Source organism: Frigoribacterium sp. 2-23 (genome assembly GCF_049601585.1).
GTDB lineage: Bacteria > Actinomycetota > Actinomycetes > Actinomycetales > Microbacteriaceae > Frigoribacterium.
Map to the genome: position 1 here is coordinate 692,004 of NZ_CP187126.1, position 15,882 is coordinate 707,885.

Below are 15,882 nucleotides of genomic sequence, written 5' to 3' on the forward strand. Positions count from 1 at the left end.
GGACGCAGGTTACCGTTGACGCGCTTTTACAGCGCTGTAAACTATCGGCATGGCCTCACAGACCACCCCCACGTCTCTGCCCGTGCGTCCGCCGCTGCCCCTCGCCAGTCGGCAGTCCGGCCGCTACCCCCGCCCGCAGCTCGTCCGCCGCGACTGGAGCGACCTGACCGGGGTGTGGGCGTTCCGCCACGACGACGACGACGTCGGCCTGCGGGCGGGCTGGGCAGCCGGGTTCGACGGGACCGTGCCGATCGTCGTGCCGTTCCCGCCCGAGTCGCCCGCCTCGGGTGTCGGCGACACCGCGTTCCACCCCGTGGTCTGGTACTCCCGCACGATCTCGGCTGCCGAGCTGGCCGAGGCCGGCCGCACGACCGACGCCCCGCGGCTGCTGCTGCACTTCGGCGCGGTCGACTACCGTGCCCGCGTCTGGATCGACGGCGCGTTCGTCGGCGGACACGAGGGCGGCCACACGCCGTTCTCGTTCGACGTGACCGACCTGCTCGACGGGGACGGGGAGCACCTGCTCGTCGTCCGCGCCGAGGACGACCCGCACGATCTCACGCAGCCACGCGGCAAACAGGACTGGCACGAGGACGCCCACGCGATCTGGTACCACCGCACCACCGGCATCTGGCAGCCGGTCTGGCTCGAGGCCGTGCCCGACGTGTCGATCGCCCACCTGCGCTGGCTGCCCGGCGACCCCGCGAGCGTGTCGCTCGGCCTGACGCTGCGGGGCGTCGCGCCGGCCGGCTCGCGCCTCCTCGTGTCCCTGCTCTGGGCCGACGGCGACGAGACGCTCGCGACCGTCGAGACGACGCTGTCGGCGGCGACCGACGTCGTCGACGTCGTCGTGCCGGTCACGCGACAGCGGAACGGCCAGGCCGAGGACGAGTTGCAGTGGTCGCCCGAGAAGCCGCGGCTCGTCGACGCGACCGTCACCGTCACGACACCCGGGGGAGGCGTGGACGCCGTCGCGTCGTACCTGGGGCTCCGCACGGTCGGCGTCGACCGCGGGGTGTTCCGGCTCAACGACCGGCCGTACGACGTGCGCTCGGTGTTGGAGCAGGGCTTCTGGCCCGAGTCGCACCTCGCGGCCCCGAGCGCCGAGGCGCTGCGTGACGAGGTCGAGCTGATCAAGCAGCTCGGCTTCACCGCCGTGCGTCTGCACCAGAAGGTGGAGGACCCGCGGTTCCTGTACTGGGCCGATCGGCTCGGCCTGCTCGTCTGGGGCGAGATCGCCGCGACGTACGAGTTCTCGCCCCGGGCCGTGCAGCGACTGACGACCGAATGGATGGAGGCGGTGGAGCGCGACGTCTCGCACCCGAGCGTCGTCACGTGGGTGCCGTTCAACGAGAGCTGGGGAATCCAGCACGTGCCGCACGACGCCCGGCAGCAGGCCTTCTCGCGCTCGCTGGCCGACCTGACCCGGGCCCTCGACCCGTCGCGGCCCGTGATCTCGAACGACGGGTGGGAGCACTCGGGCTCCGACATCCTGTCGGTGCACGACTACCAGGGCGACGGGGGCATCCTCGCCGCGACCTTCGCCGACGACGCGGCCCGCACCCGCCTGCTGACGGGGCCGGGCGTCGGCGGGCGGCGCGTGCTCGTCGGCTCGGCCGTCGACGAGGGGCAGCCGGTCATGCTGACGGAGTTCGGCGGCGTCACGTACCAGCCCGACGCGGTGCGCGACGACGGCTGGGGGTACAGCGTCGCGAGCGACGGCGACGACTGGCTCGCCCGCATCGAGGCGCTCTACGACGCCGTCCGCGCCTCGCAGTTCTTGGCGGGGTCGTGCTACACCCAGCTGACGGACACGATGCAGGAGACGAACGGGCTGCTCACGGCCGACCGCCGGCCGAAGATGCCGATCGAGCGCATCCGTCGCGCCGTCACCGGCCGCTAGCCGCGCCGGCGCCGGCGCCGCCGCGCCCAGACACCCCGAAGTCGCCGAGACACCCACGAACTCAGGGGTGTCTCGGCGACTCCGGGGTGTCTCGGGGGCGAGCGCCCGCCGCGTAGGATCGGGGCGACCCGACGACGAAAGGCCGCCGTGGACCTCCCCTCCCTCCTCGGAGACATCACCCTGTCGGTCGCCCTGCTGATGCTCCTCGCCGCGCTCGCCGCGGGCTGGATCGACGCCGTCGTCGGCGGAGGCGGTCTGCTGCAACTGCCCGCCTTGCTGCTCGTGCCCGGCATCACGCCGGTCGAGGCACTCGCGACGAACAAGCTCGCGTCGCTGTTCGGCACGACGACCAGCGCCGTCACCTGGTACCGCCGCACGCACCCCGACCTGCGCACGGCGCTGCCGATGGCCGCCATCGCGTTCGTCGGCAGCTTCGGAGGCGCGAATCTCGCCGGTCTGCTGCCCGCGTCGGTCTTCAAGCCCGTCATCGTCGTCGCGCTGATCGGTGTCGGCATCGTGACCGTCGCCCGTCCGGCGCTCGGCGACGACCTGTCGCTGCGGCACCAGGGCCGTCGGCACCACCTCATCGCCGGCGGCCTCGGCCTCGTGATCGGCTTCTACGACGGGCTGATCGGGCCGGGCACCGGCACCTTCCTGATCATCGCGCTGATCACGGCGCTCGGCTACGACTTCCTGCTCGCGAGCGCCAAGGCGAAGATCGTCAACGTCGCCACGAACCTCGGAGCGCTGGCGTTCTTCGTGCCACAGGGGCACGTGCTCTGGGCGCTCGCGCTCGGCATGGGCCTGGCGAACATGACGGGCGGCTACCTCGGGTCGCGGATGGCCGTCGCGCGGGGCAACCGGTTCATCCGGGTGGCGTTCCTCGTCGTGGTGGGCGCGTTGATCCTCAAGGTCGGCTCGGACGTGGTGCGGGAGTATTTCGGGGCGTAGGCCGAGTCGATGGATAGTCTCGACCCGCGCCTCCTCGTGTCGGGGCGCACCCACCCGAAAGCGAGATCCCATGCCCGAACGGCCCCGCGTCCTCTTCGTCTGCGTCCACAACGCGGGGCGCTCGCAGATGGCCGCCGGGTTCCTGGAGGCGCTGGCCGGCGACCGCATCGACGTACGGTCGGCCGGCAGCGAGCCGAAGGACACGATCAACCCGGTCGCCGTCGAGGCCATGACGGAGGTGGGGGTCGACATCGCGGGCAACCGGCCGAAGATCCTCACGACCGATGCCGTGCGCGAGAGCGACGTCGTCATCACGATGGGGTGTGGGGACGCCTGCCCCGTCTTCCCGGGGAAGCGCTACGAGGACTGGCAGCTCGACGACCCCGCCGGGCAGGAACTCGACGCGGTGCGGCCCATCCGCGACGAGATCCGGGCGCGGGTCGAGCGGCTGATCGCCGAGCTCACGGGCTGACCCGGGGCGGCTGCGCCCGCCACGGCGCTGGCGCCTGTGCCGCTTCCTGTACCGGTGTCGTGTCGCGTTCGCGGCGTCCTGTCGTGTCCGTTCGGCACACGATGCCGCGAACGCCACACGACGCGGCGCCACACGACACGGCGTCAGGAGGCGGTGGCCGGCTCCGCGAGGACGGAGGCGGTGGTCCAGCCGTCGACCACGTCACCGTGGCCACCGGCCCGGAAGGCCAGGACGGCCGCGCCGATCCGGCCGCCGGACGTGCCGAGCTCCGACACGCGGATCTCGGGGGCCTCGCGCCAGGCGAGCGAGTCGCGGAGCGCCACGCGCAGCGGATCGACCAGAGCCGCGCCCGCCCGGGACACCCCGCCCGCGAGCACGATCACCGACGGATCGATCAGCAGCGTCACCGACGTGAGCCCGAGCGCCAGGGCGCGCACGCCGTCGGCCCAGACGCGGTCGGCGACCGGATCGGCGCCGAGACGCGCGGCGATGGCCGCCGCGTCGAGGCCCGGTTCGCCGCCCTGGGCCGCGTAGCGCCGCGCCAGCCCCGCTCCCGAGAGGTACACCTCGAGGCAGCCGACCTGGCCGCAGGTGCAGACCTCGCCGCCGGGGACCGCGGGGATGTGCCCGAGCTCGCCCGCTGTCGTGACCGCACCGCGGACGGCATGGCCCGCGCTGAGGATCGACGCCGCGACCCCCGTCCCGATCGCGACGAGCACGGAGTCGGCGACGCCGGCCGATGCCCCGAAGAGGCTCTCGGCGAGTCCGCTCGACCGCACGTCGTGGCCGATCTCGACCGGCACGCCGAGCTCGTCGGAGAGGATCGGGCCGAGGGCGACATCGGTCCAGTCGAGGGTCGAGGCGTAGCGGACGATGCCCTTCTCGGCATCGACCATGCCCGGTGTGACGACGCCGACGCCGACCACGGTGCGACCCGCGTGATCGGCCAGCGCGCGGAGCGCCTGCAGCAGCTCGACGATGCGGCGGATCGAGTCCGCCCCGTCCGTGCCCACGCCGACCGAGCGGGAGACGAGCGTCCGACCCGACGCATCGACGACGGCCCCCTTGAAGCTGGTGCCGCCGATGTCGAGCGCGATCACGGCCGAACTGTCGTGCGACGCGGGGCTGGACGCGACCGGCTCGTCAGCCGCGGCGGTCTCGGTGACCGGCACCGGGCCTCCTCGGCGTCCGTCACCGAGCGCGGCGAACAGGTCGCGCACCACGGCGGGGTCGGTGCGCAGCGTGCCGTCGCCGCGGGGCGACGGCGACTGGGCGCGCAGGTGGACCTCGGAGGCGCGGGTCGCGTCGACCAGGCGCGCCACCGTCGCCGGACGGACACCCCCGCCGACCAGCACCGCGGGAGCGGACGGGTCGGCGTGCGAGCGGCGGACGAGCTCGGCGAGCACGTCGAGGCCGTCCATCGCGGGGTGCGGGCCACCCGACGTGAGCACGCGCTCGACGCCGTGGCGATGCAGGACGTCGTAGGCGGCGAGCAGGTCGGGCGTCTGGTCGAACGCCTTGTGGAAGGTGACCGGCAGCGGGGCGGCGGCGGCGGTGAAGCGAGCCAGTGCGACCTCGTCGACGGTGTGCTCGGGAGTGAGGGCACCGACGACCACACCGACGCGGGTGCGGGCATCGGTCGCGGCGGCGGCGATCGCCTCGAGGTCGTGGCACATGACGTCGATCTCGTCGTCGTCGTAGACGAAGTCGCCGCCGCGCACCCGCACGATGACCTGGACCCCGACGCGCTCGACCCGGTCCAGCACCGACCGGATCATACCCAGGCTCGGGGTCGTGCCTCCTTCGAGCAGATCGGCGCAGAGCTCGATGCGATCCGCGCCCTCGCGGTCGGCGACGAGCGCGCCGTCGAGGTCGTCGACGCAGAGCTCGACCGCGACGGCGGTCGCGACGGCGGCTGGCTGCGAGTCGGTCATCGGGCAGCCGCTCGGGTCGACGCCCAGGCCTCGACGTCGGCGCCGAGGCGGATCTCGCCCACCCGGCGACCGCCGCCGAGCACCGGCAGGTCGACCAGCGACCCCGCCTGCGAGACGTCGACGCCGAGTGCCTCCAAGACGCGCAGGGCGATGAGCGTCGTGGCGCGCGGGTTGCCGTCGACGACCTTCATCGCGACGGCCTGACCCGTGTCGGCGGCCATGCCGATCACGCCCTCCGCGCCTCCCTTCGCCAGGAGGCCCGGGACGCGGGTCATGGTGTCGCTGTTGGCGTGGTGGTCACCGCCGACGAAGAAGGGGTGCTCGCGCATCGCGTCGGCGACGCGTCGCTCGGGCGAGCCGTCGGGTGCCGTCACCAGGGCGCGGAACGTCCGAGCGAGCCCCTCGACGGTCGTGCTGAACAGGGGCGCCCCGCAGCCGTCGACGGCCGTCGTCTCGACCGTCGTGCCCGAGAGCCGCTCGAGGGTCTCGCGCACGAGTTGCTGCAGCGGGTGCTCGGGATCGAGGTAGTTCGCCGTGTCCCAGCCGGCCGCGACGCAGGCCAGCAGCATCGCGGCGTGCTTGCCGGAGCAGTTCATCCGCACGCGCGATCGCGTCTCGCCGTCGCGGATCAGCTGCTCGCGCGTGGGCTCGTCCTCGGGCCAGTCGACGGGGCAGCCGAGGGCGTCGTCGTCGAGTCCGGCTCGGGCGAGGAGGCGCCGCACGACCTCGACGTGTGCGTCCTCGCCGGTGTGGCTGCCGGCCGCGATGGCGAGCTCCTCGCCCGTGAGGTCGGCTCCGGCCAGCAGGCAGGCGAGCGCCTGCACCGGCTTCGTCGTCGAGCGGGGCAGCACCTGGGTGGCGCCCCGACCGAGGTCGGCGGCGACCCCGCCTTCGGCGTCGAGCGCGACGAGCCAGCCGAGGTGCCGGCTCTCGACGATACCGGAGCGCACGACGGCGGCGAGCTCGGCGAGGTCGACCGAGGAGGCGGTGGCCGGGGAGGCGGGGGTGGGGGAAGACACGATGGGCTCCTTCATCGCCGGGGCGACGGTCGAGGGATTCGAACGAGATGACTCGTCGGGCGCATGTCTCGCCGAGACATGCACCGAACGGGTCACTTCGATGCGGGGGTGGCGGGAGTGGAGGGGGTTGCGGGAGTGGAGGCGCGGCGCGGGCTCCGCGCAGTGGGCCGGGCCCGGAGACGGGCCGCGACGGTCGAGAGCGCGCCGTTGAAGACGAGGTAGATCAGCGTGACGACGAAGAACGTCTGGATGAGCAGGTGGTTGAACGAGGACAGGACCTGCCCGCGGTAGAGCAGCTCGGTGAACGCGACGATGTAGCCGAGCGACGTGTCCTTCACGAGGCTGACCAACTGGGTGACGAGCGACGGCGTCGCGAAGCGGAGCGCCTGCGGCAGGATGACGAGCCGTGTCGCCTGGGCCGACGAGAGCCCGAGGCTGAGCGCGGCCTCGCGCTGCCCGCGCGACAGGCCGAGGATGCCGGCGCGGATGATCTCGGCGAACGCCGCCGAGTTCGCCACGGTGAGCGGGATGACGAGCTTCCAGAGCACGGGCAGGTTGACGCCGAGCTGCGGCAGGCCGAACAGCATGAGGTAGATGAGCAGCAGCACGGGGACGGTGCGGGCGATCTCGATGTACGCCGTCGCGATCCAGTGCACGGGGCGGATCGTGCTGACCCGGCCGACCGCGAGCAGCAGGCCGAGGACCGACCCGAGCACGGCGACCAGGGCGGCCGCCTGGATCGTGCCCCACAGGCCGACCAGCAGGTACTGCCAGATCGGCCAGGACAGGAACGGCGTCCACTTGTCGGCGTCGAGCTGACCCTTCGAGCCGAGCTGCAGCAGCCCCGCCGTGACGAGTCCGAGCAGCACGACGACGACCACGACCGACCAGATCCTGATCGCTCGACGCGTCTTCGGGCCGGGCTCGTCGTAGAGCGAGACGGTGCGGGTCGGTCGGCCGCCGGTCGGGCCTCCGGCCGGGCCCGCACCGGTGGTCGCGGCAGCGGTGCCTCCGACGGCGGGGCCGTCCGCACCGGGCGTGCTGGTGGCGGGGATCTGGGCGCTCATCGGACGATCGCCACCTTTCGCTCGATGCGTCCGGCGCCGAGGCCGATGACGAGGGCGAGCACCATGTAGAGGAGTCCGGCGCCCGTGAAGATGAGGATCGGCTGCGCCTGCACGAGGTTCAGCTTGTTCGCCGCCGAGGTGAGCTCGACGACGCCCACGGCCGCCGCGAGGGCGGTGTTCATGGTCAGCGCGATCATGACGTTGCCGATCGGCTGGACAGCGGCTCGCAGCGACTGCGGGATGACGACCAACCGCAGGGTCTGACCGAGCGTCAGCCCGAGTGCCCGGCTCGCCTCGATCTGACCGTGCGCCACCGTGTTGACCCCACTGCGCACCGCCTCCGACACGTACGCGGCCTCGTAGAGCGCGAGCACCACCACCGTGGTCGGGGCGAGCGGCATGATGACCCCCGCGTCGGGCAGGGCGAACACGGCCAGGATGAGCAGCGCCAGCAACGGCACGTTGACGAAGAACTGCACGTAGGCGAAGGCCGCCCCCCGCAGCACGGGGATCGGGCTGATCCGGGCCGCGGTCACGAGCGTGCCGAGCACGAGCGACGCGACACCGGCCACGAGCGCCATCACGATCGTCGTGCCGAGGGCGGAGGCCAACGGCCCGAGGCTGTCGACGAAGAGGGACATGGCTACCTTCGATCGGTCGGGGGAGGGGAGGGACACGAGGAGGCGCGGCTCCCGTCACCGGGAACGCCGCGGGGCGCAGACAGTCGCCACCGCTCGGTGGCCACCGTCTGCGCCGCGTGCATCAGGAGCCGGGGACCGACCCGATCTTCGGTGCGTCGGGCGTCGACGACTCGACGGCCGAGCCGAGGGTCGCCTCCCAGACCTTGGCCCAGGTGCCGTCCTTCTCGATCTTGACGAGCCAGTCGTTGACGAACGTCTTGAACTCGGCGTCGTCGTGACCGAGACCGATGCCGTAGGCCTCGGTGGTGAACGGCTGGCCGACGACCTTGATGCCGCTGTCGGAGGCGGCGTCGGAGGCGAGGAGCGTGAAGTCCTGCACGTACGCGTCGCCACGACCCTGCTTCAGGGCCGACACGGCCTGCGGGTCGGTGGCGAAGGACACGATGCTGGCCGACGGCTGCTTCTCGGGCACGGCGGTGACGGCGGGGGTGTTCGCCCCGACGATGACCTTCTTGCCGCCCAGGTCGTCGATGCCCTTGATGTCGGTGTTGTCCGACTTCACGGCGACGGCGAGACCGGACTCGAGGTACGGGCCGGCGAACGAGACCTGAGTCGCGCGCTCCTCGGTGATCGTGTACGTGTTGAACACGACGTCGACCGTGCCGTTCTGCAGCAGCGCCTCACGCGTCTCGGACGCCGGCGGGACGATCTCGACGCTCGGCTTGCCGAGGATGTAGATCGCGAGAAGTTTGGCGAGGTCCGCGTCGAAGCCCTCGACGTTGTCGGGGTTCGACGGGTCCTGCTGGGACAGCAGCGGGGCGTCGAGGGCCTCGCCGACGATCAGCTTCCCGCGCTCCTTGATCTTGGCCATGGTGGAGCCGGGCAGGATGTCGGCGGCGTCGGCCACGACGGCGTTCTTGTAGACCTCGTCGAGGCTGGCCGCGGCCTTGGAGGCGCTGGGGTCGGAGCCGGGGACGGCCGAGCCGTCGCTCGAGCACGCGGCGAGGCCGAGCATGGCCGTGACGGCGAGGGCGGCGGGGACGATCCGCCGGAGGTGTGACGTGGAGGTGCGCAAGGTGGTGCCTCTCTTCTGTTCGTACGGGGACTGTGGGTGCAGGGGGTCAGGGAGCAGGGGCTCAGTGGGTCAGGATCTTCGACAGGAAGGCCCGGGCGCGGTCGGACTCGGGGTGGTCGAAGAAGGCCGCCGGGGTGTTCTGCTCGACGATGCGACCGTCGTCCATGAACACGACCCGGTCGGCGGCTCGGCGGGCGAACCCCATCTCGTGCGTCACGACGACCATGGTCATGCCCTCCTTGGCGAGCGAGACCATGACGTCGAGCACCTCGGTGACCATCTCGGGGTCGAGGGCCGAGGTGGGCTCGTCGAAGAGCATCACCTTGGGGCGCATCGCGAGTGCCCGGGCGATGGCCGCGCGCTGTTGCTGGCCGCCCGAGAGCTGCGCCGGCAGGCTGTCGGCCTTGTCGGCGATGCCCACCCGGTCGAGCAGCTCGAGGGCGTGCGCCTGGGCGTCGCGCTTCGACTCGCGCCGCACGGTCAAGGGCGCCATCGTGACGTTGTCGAGGATCGTGCGGTGCGCGAAGAGGTTGAACGACTGGAAGACCATGCCGACGTCGGAGCGCAGCGCCGCGAGCGCCCGGCCCTCCTCGGGGAGGGGCACGCCGTCGATGCGGATGTCGCCGCTCGTGATCGTCTCGAGTCGGTTGAGGCAGCGGCAGAGGGTCGACTTGCCGGAGCCGGAGGGGCCCACGACGACGACGACCTCGCGCGGCGCGACACTCAGGTTGACGTCCTTCAGCACGTGGTGGTCGCCGAAGTGCTTCTGCACGTCGACCATCGTGATCATGTCGGTCGTGTGTTCTGACATGCTGCCGCCTTCGTCGTCGGATGCAGCCGGGGGCCGCATCGCCGTCCATCATCGAGACCGTCCCTCTTCAAGGACGGATTCAACCTAGGGCACGATTGTTGCACGTATATTTCGACTAACTTTGTGCAATAGTGGAACAAGTTCCGAGGCGACCGCAAGGTCGGGAGATGAGGCACGGCATGGCGACACGACCCGGGCCCTCGCTCGTCCTGCACCGCCACTCGCCGCAGAGCGTCGAGATCCTCGCGCCCCTCCGCGCCGGCGTCGCGACCTCGCGGGCCGCACTCGCGAAGGCGACCGGGCTGTCACCGTCGACCGTCGCGTCACGAGTCGACGAGCTGATCCGCCAGGGCCATGTCGTCGAGCGCGGCCAGGGCGAGTCGAAGGGCGGGCGCCGCCCGCGGGCCCTCGAGATCCGGGGGGATGCGGGGCTCGTCGGCTGCGTCGACCTCGGCGTCGATCGGGCGTCGTTCGGCCTCGTCGACTTCGCCGGCATCCTGGTCGCCGAGCGGCACGTCGAGATCGACATCGCCGCCGGGCCTCGCCCCGTCCTGTCGGAGGCGGTGGCCCAGCTCGTCGAGATGGTGGCGGCGCTCCCCGAGGCGGCCACGGGCGTCATCCGCGGTATCTCGGTCGGTGTGCCCGGCCCCGTCTCGACCACGACGTCGCGCATCGTCTCGCCGTCGCGCATGCCGGGGTGGAACGGCGTGTCCGTCGCCGAGGTGATCCAGCGAGAGCTCGCCGTCCCCGTGATCGTCAACAACGACGCGAACCTCATGGCCGCGGGCGAGCTGTTCGGAACGGACGACCAACCCGCGCCTCCTCACCAGGTGTTCGTCAAGGTCGGCTCGGGCATCGGCTGCGGCATCGTCTCGGACGGGCAGCTCTACACGGGCAGCAACGGCTGGGCGGGGGACATCAGCCACGTCTCGGTGCCGGGAGCCACGGCTGTGCCGTGTTCTTGCGGGCGCACGGGGTGCCTGGACGCACTCGCCTCGGGCAATGCCCTCGTGCGCGAGATGCAGCTCGCCGGGTTCGAGGTCGCGGGGGTGGAGGCGATGATCGCGCTCGCGCAGGATTCCCACCCGGTCGCGACGGGCCTCCTTCGCGGTGCCGGCGTGATGACGGGTGGCGTGCTCGCCACCATCGTCAACTTCTTCAACCCCGATCGGCTCGTGCTCGGCGGGGTGCTCGCCGACTCGGCCGTCTTCGTGGCCGGGGTGCGCTCGACGCTCTACGCCGACTGCCTGCCGATGGCGACCGAGCAGCTCGTCGTCGAGGTGACGCAGCACCAGGGCACGGGTGGTCTGCTCGGGGCGGCGCGCGTCTTCCTCGACCAGGTGTTCTCGGTCGAGGGCGTCGGCTAGCGCCGGGCGCCTGCGCCTGCGGCCGAGCCGTCAGGCCAGGCGGACCGCGCCGACGCCGAGGTGGTCGGCGAGCACCTCGCGGACCGTCGTCCACTCGTGGGGGCCGTAGCGGTCGTTGTCGACGTGCTGCAGCTCGGCCTGGCCGCTGAACATGCTGACGAAGTACTGCATGCCCTGCCAGGCGGGGAAGGTCTCGTCGTGCCCCCGCGACAGGCGTCGGCCGATCGAGCTCATCGCGGCGAGCGTGCCGGTCGTGCCCGCCCACTGCGGCACGAAGCGCGTGCCCGTCAGCTCGGTCATCGTCGCGGCGACGCTCCGGGCCGTCACCCGGTCGCCCGCGATCTCGACGACCCGCGGGGCGGCCGGGTCGAGGGCCACCCGCGCGGTGACGTGGGCCGTGTCGTCCTTGGTCGTGAAGTCGAGTCGCTGATCGGCCGACGACCAGAACAGCACCCGCCCGCGCTCGAACAGGATCATCGGTGCCTGCCCGGTCAGCATGTCGGTGAACGCGCCGTTCAGGATCGAGGTCGCCCGGATGTCCGCGGCGTCCAACTCGGCGGCGAACTCCCGGCGGAGCTCGAAGTTGCGATTGCTGCCCGGCGTGATCCGGCGGTAGTCGGCCGCGTAGTCGGAGGGGATGAACCGCGGCACACCGGCACGGACGGCGGCGGCGAGCAGGGCGCTCTGCGCGTCGACGATGACCGGACGCACGCCGCTGACCGCCGAGACGACCGTCTCGACACCGTCGACCGCCCTCGCGAGGGCCGAGGCGTCGGAGTACGCGGCCTCGACGACGTCCACGCCGGGCGTCTCGGCGAACCGTCGCCCGGCCGTCCCACTGCCCGGCCGGGTCAGCACCCGCACCCGGGCATCGAGGTCGAGCAGGTCGCGGACGATTCGGCCGCCGAGATCGCCGGTGGCTCCGGCGACGAGGACTGTGGAGGGCATGGCGGGCTCGCGATCTGTGAGGGGCGGGTGTCGAACGGTAGTCCCTGGTCGCTGCACGGTCGCGTCGGCGTCGGCGTCGGCGTCGGCGCCGGCGTCGCGACCCGCCCGTCCGGTCTGGTCGACACGTGTCGGGAATGCGAGACGGCCCGGGCGGCTTGGGCCTGAGATGAGCTCCTCCGAACCCGTCCGCTCGTCCGCACCCCGTACCGCCCTCGTCGTCGGCGCCTCGGGCATCACCGGCTCGGCTCTGGTCGACCGGCTCGTCTCGGAGGGGTGGGGCGTCCTCGCCCTCTCGCGCCGTGCCTCCTCGGCTCCCGGTGTGCGCGGCATCGCCGCCGACCTGCGCAGCCCCGAGAGCCTCGAGGAGGCGCTGGCCGGCGAACGCCCGACGCACGTCTTCTTCACCGCGTGGCAGCGTCAGGCCACCGAGGCCGAGAACATCGCGGTCAACAGCGCGATGGTCCGCGACCTGCTCGCCGCCCTCGTGCACGCCCCGCTCGAGCACGTCGCGCTCGTGACCGGACTCAAGCACTACCTCGGCCCGTTCGAGGCGTACGCGGCGGGCGAGATGCCCGACACGCCCTTCCACGAAGACGAGCCGCGCCTCGACACCCCGAACTTCTACTACGCGCAGGAGGACGAGTTGTTCGCCGCGGCCGAGCGTCAGGGATTCACGTGGTCGGTGCACCGCTCGCACACCGTGATCGGCCACGCCGTCGGCAACGCGATGAACATGGGCCTGACGCTCGCCGTGCAGGCGACGCTCGTGAACGAGCTCGGTCTCGACTTCGTCTTCCCCGGCAGTGCCGAGCAGTGGAACGGCCTCACCGACATGACCGATTCGGGCGTCCTCGCCGAGCAGATGGTCTGGGCGGCCACCGACCCGGCCGGGGCGAACGAGCCGTTCAACATCGTCAACGGCGACGTCTTCCGCTGGCGCTGGATGTGGCCGCGACTCGCCGGGCACCTCGGTGTCGACCCCGCCCGGGTCGTCGGGTTCGAGGGGCAGGCCCGCCCGCTGGAGCAGCAGATGGCGGAGCACGAGTCGGCGTGGGCCGGCATCGCCGAGAAGCACGGTCTCGTCGAGTCCGACATCACGCGATTGGCGTCCTGGTGGCACACCGACGCCGACCTCGGCCGCGAGATGGAGGTCGTCACCGACATGGGCAAGAGCCGTGCCGCCGGGTTCCTGTCGTACCGGCAGACCGAGCGATCGTTCGCCGATCTGTTCGCGCGCTACCGGGCGGAACGCCTCATCCCGTAGCGCCGGGAGACGAGGAGGCACGGGTCGGTCGCTGCAGAGACTGCAGCTTCTCAGCGGGGGCGCGGGGTCATGCGGTTCGATCGGACCGATACGTCGCGCAGTGACATGTCGCGACCGCCATATCGCTCGACCCGCCCCTCCTCGTCCTCTCCCTGCCCTTCGACCTCGGAGTCTCCGTGAACGTCACCCTGACCACCTGGCTGATCACCATCGCCGTCACCATCGCGTTCTTCGTCTACGAGTTCTTCACGCATGTGCGGAAACCGCACGAGCCGACGATCGGCGAGTCCGCCCGCTGGTCGGCGTTCTACATCGGCCTGGCGCTGCTGTTCGGCGTGGGCATCGGGTTCGTCAGCGGCTGGGGCTACGGCGGCGAGTACTTCGCGGGCTATCTGACGGAGAAGGCGCTGTCGATCGACAACCTGTTCGTCTTCCTGCTGATCATGTCGGGCTTCGCCGTGCCGCGGGCGTATCAGCAGAAGGTGTTGATGATCGGCATCGTCATCGCGTTGATCATGCGCGCGGGCTTCATCGCCGCCGGCGCCGCGCTGATCGAGAACTTCTCCTGGGTGTTCTACCTGTTCGGCGCGCTGCTGTTCGTGCTGGCCTACCAGCAGATCAAGGGCAGCCACGGCGGCAATGCCGCCGACAACGCGTTCGTGCGCGTCGCGCGTCGCATCCTGCCGGTGCACGACGACTTCGACGGCGACCGATTCACGACGAAGATCTCGGGCAAGCGGTTCGTCACGCCCCTGCTGCTCTGCGTGATCGCGATCGGCTTCGTCGACCTCGTCTTCGCGCTCGACTCCATCCCCGCGATCTACGGCCTCACGAACGAGGCGTACATCGTGTTCACCGCGAACGCGTTCGCCCTGATGGGGCTGCGGCAGCTGTACTTCTTGATCGGCGGTCTGCTCGAGCGTCTCGTGTACCTGTCGCAGGGCCTCGCCGTGATCCTCGCCTTCATCGGCGTCAAGCTCGTCTTCCACGCGCTGCACGTGAACGAGGTGCCGTTCATCAACGGCGGCGAGCCCGTGCTGTGGGTGCCCGAGATCCCGATCTGGTTCTCGCTGCTGTTCATCGGCCTGACGATCACCGTGGCGACGGTGGCGAGTCTCGCGAAGACCCGGGGCGACGCGCAGGCCGCGAAGCGCGACGAGGTCGACGGGCACCGGGTGACGGCCGCGCGCGACGAGGACGGCCCGCGGGGCTGACCCGCCGGCTGCTGCCGCCTGACCGCTGCCGCCACCTGACCGCAACGGGGTTCTGCGCCGGGTCAGGCGCGGGCGAGACGGAAGCGCTCGGGAGCCGGTGTGCCGGTCGCCACGTCGGCGAGCAGCGCCCCCAGCGTCGGCCCGAACTTGAAGCCGTGCCCCGCGAAACCGGTCGCGACGGTCACGGGTCCGACGCGGTCGAGCACGAAGTCCTCGGTCGGTGTCGTGTCGTAGAGGCAGCTGATCGGGTCGAGGGTGTCGACGTCGACCCCGGGCACCCAGGTCGACACGTAGTCGCGCAGGACGGCGAGGCCGTCGGCCGTGGGCTCGAAGTCGCGCCGGTCCGGGTCGACCTCGACACCGGTGCCGTGCGTGCCGACCTTGACGCCTTCGCCCGGGGTCAGCAGTCCGTAGACGCTCGAGACCACCGCCGAGAGTCGGGGGTCGGACGGGTAGTGCACGAAGCTCGGCCACGCCTCGTCGGGGAGGCTCGTGGCGAAGTGGGCCGGCTGCTCCTGCGTCACGCGGACGGGCGGCAGGGAGGCGCCGGCGGCGGCGAAGAGGGACCCGACCAGCGCCGGGGCCCACGAGCCGACCGCGAGCACGACGCTCGGTGTCTCGAGGGGGCGACGGGCGCCTCCTCGGCTCTCGATCTCGAGTCGGGCCGGCGGGCCCGAGACGTCGAGATCGACCAGGCGGGTGTCGAAGCGCAGCTCGGCCCCGTGCGCGGAGGCGGAGTCGAGCAGGCCCTCGATCGCGTCGGCCGAGCGGAGGCGGCCGGCCTGCCCGTGCGTCAGCACCGTCGTGTCGAAGCGCAGACCGGGCCAGCGTCGCTGCGCCTCGTCGGGCGTGAGTCGCTCGTGATCGATGCCGGCCCGGACGAACGCCGCCTGGATGGCGTCGATCGTGGCGGGGTCGCCGTGGTCGACGGCTCCGGTCGTCTCGAGCAGGACGCGCCCGGTCTCGGCCTCGAGGGCACGCCAGTCGTCGTAGGCCCGCCCGGTCAGCGCGACGTAGTCGTCGGCCGTGTAGCCGCGCCGGAAGATGCGCGACGCCCCGTGCGACGAGCCGAGGTGGTGACCCCGCCCGAATCGCTCGATCACGACGACGCGGGCACCGGTCGCCGCGAGGGCCCGTGCGGTCGCGGCGCCGACGAGGCCGGCCCCCACGACGACGTGGTCGACGGTCTCCACGGCAGTCATCCCGCCACGGTAGC

At 71.8% G+C, this 15,882-nt stretch carries 14 protein-coding genes; 6 read left to right on the top strand and 8 right to left on the bottom strand.

Going from position 1 to position 15,882, the window contains the following annotated elements:
• Nucleotides 1-49: 49 nt before the first annotated feature.
• The 3 genes from ACPEEZ_RS03330 to ACPEEZ_RS03340 all read left to right on the top strand — a co-directional run bounded on the left by ACPEEZ_RS03330 (nucleotide 50) and on the right by ACPEEZ_RS03340 (nucleotide 3,326).
• A complete protein-coding gene (locus tag ACPEEZ_RS03330) occupies nucleotides 50-1,903 on the top strand; it encodes a glycoside hydrolase family 2 protein (RefSeq protein ID WP_423922734.1) in 1,854 nt (617 codons plus the stop codon).
• Nucleotides 1,904-2,101: 198 nt separating this feature from the next.
• Nucleotides 2,102-2,854: a sulfite exporter TauE/SafE family protein gene (locus tag ACPEEZ_RS03335; RefSeq protein WP_423924346.1), complete on the top strand. Its 753-nt coding sequence runs from the start codon at nucleotides 2,102-2,104 to the stop codon at nucleotides 2,852-2,854.
• 70 nt (nucleotides 2,855-2,924) lie between these two features.
• The gene (locus ACPEEZ_RS03340; RefSeq protein ID WP_423922737.1) at nucleotides 2,925-3,326 is read left to right on the top strand and encodes an arsenate reductase ArsC; all 402 of its coding nucleotides are present in this window, start codon (nucleotides 2,925-2,927) and stop codon (nucleotides 3,324-3,326) included.
• Nucleotides 3,327-3,469: 143 nt separating this feature from the next.
• Here ACPEEZ_RS03340 and ACPEEZ_RS03345 read toward each other — a convergent pair whose 3' ends face one another.
• From ACPEEZ_RS03345 to ACPEEZ_RS03370, 6 genes are all read right to left on the bottom strand, one after another.
• Nucleotides 3,470-5,260, bottom strand: coding sequence for a copper homeostasis protein CutC (locus ACPEEZ_RS03345; protein ID WP_423922739.1), 1,791 nt, complete (start codon nucleotides 5,258-5,260; stop codon nucleotides 3,470-3,472).
• Nucleotides 5,257-6,279 (bottom strand): asparaginase, encoded by a 1,023-nt coding sequence (locus ACPEEZ_RS03350; protein WP_423922742.1) that lies wholly within the window; start codon nucleotides 6,277-6,279, stop codon nucleotides 5,257-5,259. The genes ACPEEZ_RS03345 and ACPEEZ_RS03350 overlap by 4 nt, the downstream gene beginning before the upstream one ends.
• 92 nt (nucleotides 6,280-6,371) lie before the next feature.
• Nucleotides 6,372-7,346, bottom strand: a complete 975-nt coding sequence (locus tag ACPEEZ_RS03355) for an amino acid ABC transporter permease (RefSeq protein WP_423922745.1) — start codon at nucleotides 7,344-7,346, stop codon at nucleotides 6,372-6,374.
• Complete coding sequence (locus ACPEEZ_RS03360; RefSeq protein WP_423922748.1) at nucleotides 7,343-7,987, bottom strand: amino acid ABC transporter permease; 645 nt, start codon at nucleotides 7,985-7,987, stop codon at nucleotides 7,343-7,345. Before ACPEEZ_RS03360 ends, ACPEEZ_RS03355 begins: the two co-directional genes overlap by 4 nt.
• Before the next feature lie 121 nt (nucleotides 7,988-8,108).
• Entirely contained in the window at nucleotides 8,109-9,062 is a 954-nt protein-coding gene (locus tag ACPEEZ_RS03365) for a glutamate ABC transporter substrate-binding protein (RefSeq protein ID WP_423922751.1), read from the bottom strand.
• 61 nt (nucleotides 9,063-9,123) lie between these two features.
• Nucleotides 9,124-9,873, bottom strand: coding sequence for an amino acid ABC transporter ATP-binding protein (locus ACPEEZ_RS03370; RefSeq protein WP_423922753.1), 750 nt, complete (start codon nucleotides 9,871-9,873; stop codon nucleotides 9,124-9,126).
• A gap of 179 nt (nucleotides 9,874-10,052) precedes the next feature.
• On the opposite strand from ACPEEZ_RS03370, the gene ACPEEZ_RS03375 reads away from it, so the two are divergent.
• On the top strand, nucleotides 10,053-11,240 hold the full coding sequence (locus ACPEEZ_RS03375) for an ROK family transcriptional regulator (protein WP_423922756.1): 1,188 nt from the start codon (nucleotides 10,053-10,055) through the stop codon (nucleotides 11,238-11,240).
• A 30-nt stretch (nucleotides 11,241-11,270) separates the two neighbouring features.
• Here ACPEEZ_RS03375 and ACPEEZ_RS03380 read toward each other — a convergent pair whose 3' ends face one another.
• Nucleotides 11,271-12,188 carry an NmrA family NAD(P)-binding protein gene (locus ACPEEZ_RS03380; protein ID WP_423922759.1) on the bottom strand — a complete coding sequence of 306 codons (918 nt, stop codon included), beginning with the start codon at nucleotides 12,186-12,188 and terminating at the stop codon, nucleotides 11,271-11,273.
• Nucleotides 12,189-12,354: 166 nt separating this feature from the next.
• Between ACPEEZ_RS03380 and ACPEEZ_RS03385 the strand changes: the two genes are divergently transcribed.
• Nucleotides 12,355-13,452, top strand: a complete 1,098-nt coding sequence (locus ACPEEZ_RS03385; protein ID WP_423922762.1) for an SDR family oxidoreductase — start codon at nucleotides 12,355-12,357, stop codon at nucleotides 13,450-13,452.
• Between the two features lie 176 nt (nucleotides 13,453-13,628).
• Complete coding sequence (locus ACPEEZ_RS03390) at nucleotides 13,629-14,666, top strand: TerC family protein (protein WP_423922765.1); 1,038 nt, start codon at nucleotides 13,629-13,631, stop codon at nucleotides 14,664-14,666.
• A 62-nt stretch (nucleotides 14,667-14,728) separates the two neighbouring features.
• Here the strand turns inward: ACPEEZ_RS03390 and ACPEEZ_RS03395 are convergent, their stop codons facing one another.
• Nucleotides 14,729-15,868: an FAD-dependent oxidoreductase gene (locus ACPEEZ_RS03395; RefSeq protein ID WP_423922768.1), complete on the bottom strand. Its 1,140-nt coding sequence runs from the start codon at nucleotides 15,866-15,868 to the stop codon at nucleotides 14,729-14,731.
• Nucleotides 15,869-15,882: the final 14 nt, after the last annotated feature.

What these genes read in the sequence shown, in the direction of transcription:
- ACPEEZ_RS03360 (WP_423922748.1), bottom strand. Translation starts at nt 7,987, where the DNA reads ATGTCCCTCTTCGTCGACAGCCTCGGGCCGTTGGCCTCCGCCCTCGGC.
- ACPEEZ_RS03380 (WP_423922759.1), bottom strand. Translation starts at nt 12,188, where the DNA reads ATGCCCTCCACAGTCCTCGTCGCCGGAGCCACCGGCGATCTCGGCGGC.
- ACPEEZ_RS03340 (WP_423922737.1), top strand. Translation starts at nt 2,925, where the DNA reads ATGCCCGAACGGCCCCGCGTCCTCTTCGTCTGCGTCCACAACGCGGGG.
- ACPEEZ_RS03335 (WP_423924346.1), top strand. Translation starts at nt 2,102, where the DNA reads ATGCTCCTCGCCGCGCTCGCCGCGGGCTGGATCGACGCCGTCGTCGGC.
- ACPEEZ_RS03385 (WP_423922762.1), top strand. Translation starts at nt 12,355, where the DNA reads ATGAGCTCCTCCGAACCCGTCCGCTCGTCCGCACCCCGTACCGCCCTC.
- ACPEEZ_RS03370 (WP_423922753.1), bottom strand. Translation starts at nt 9,873, where the DNA reads ATGTCAGAACACACGACCGACATGATCACGATGGTCGACGTGCAGAAG.
- ACPEEZ_RS03330 (WP_423922734.1), top strand. Translation starts at nt 50, where the DNA reads ATGGCCTCACAGACCACCCCCACGTCTCTGCCCGTGCGTCCGCCGCTG.
- ACPEEZ_RS03355 (WP_423922745.1), bottom strand. Translation starts at nt 7,346, where the DNA reads ATGAGCGCCCAGATCCCCGCCACCAGCACGCCCGGTGCGGACGGCCCC.
- ACPEEZ_RS03375 (WP_423922756.1), top strand. Translation starts at nt 10,053, where the DNA reads ATGGCGACACGACCCGGGCCCTCGCTCGTCCTGCACCGCCACTCGCCG.
- ACPEEZ_RS03395 (WP_423922768.1), bottom strand. Translation starts at nt 15,868, where the DNA reads ATGACTGCCGTGGAGACCGTCGACCACGTCGTCGTGGGGGCCGGCCTC.
- ACPEEZ_RS03345 (WP_423922739.1), bottom strand. Translation starts at nt 5,260, where the DNA reads ATGACCGACTCGCAGCCAGCCGCCGTCGCGACCGCCGTCGCGGTCGAG.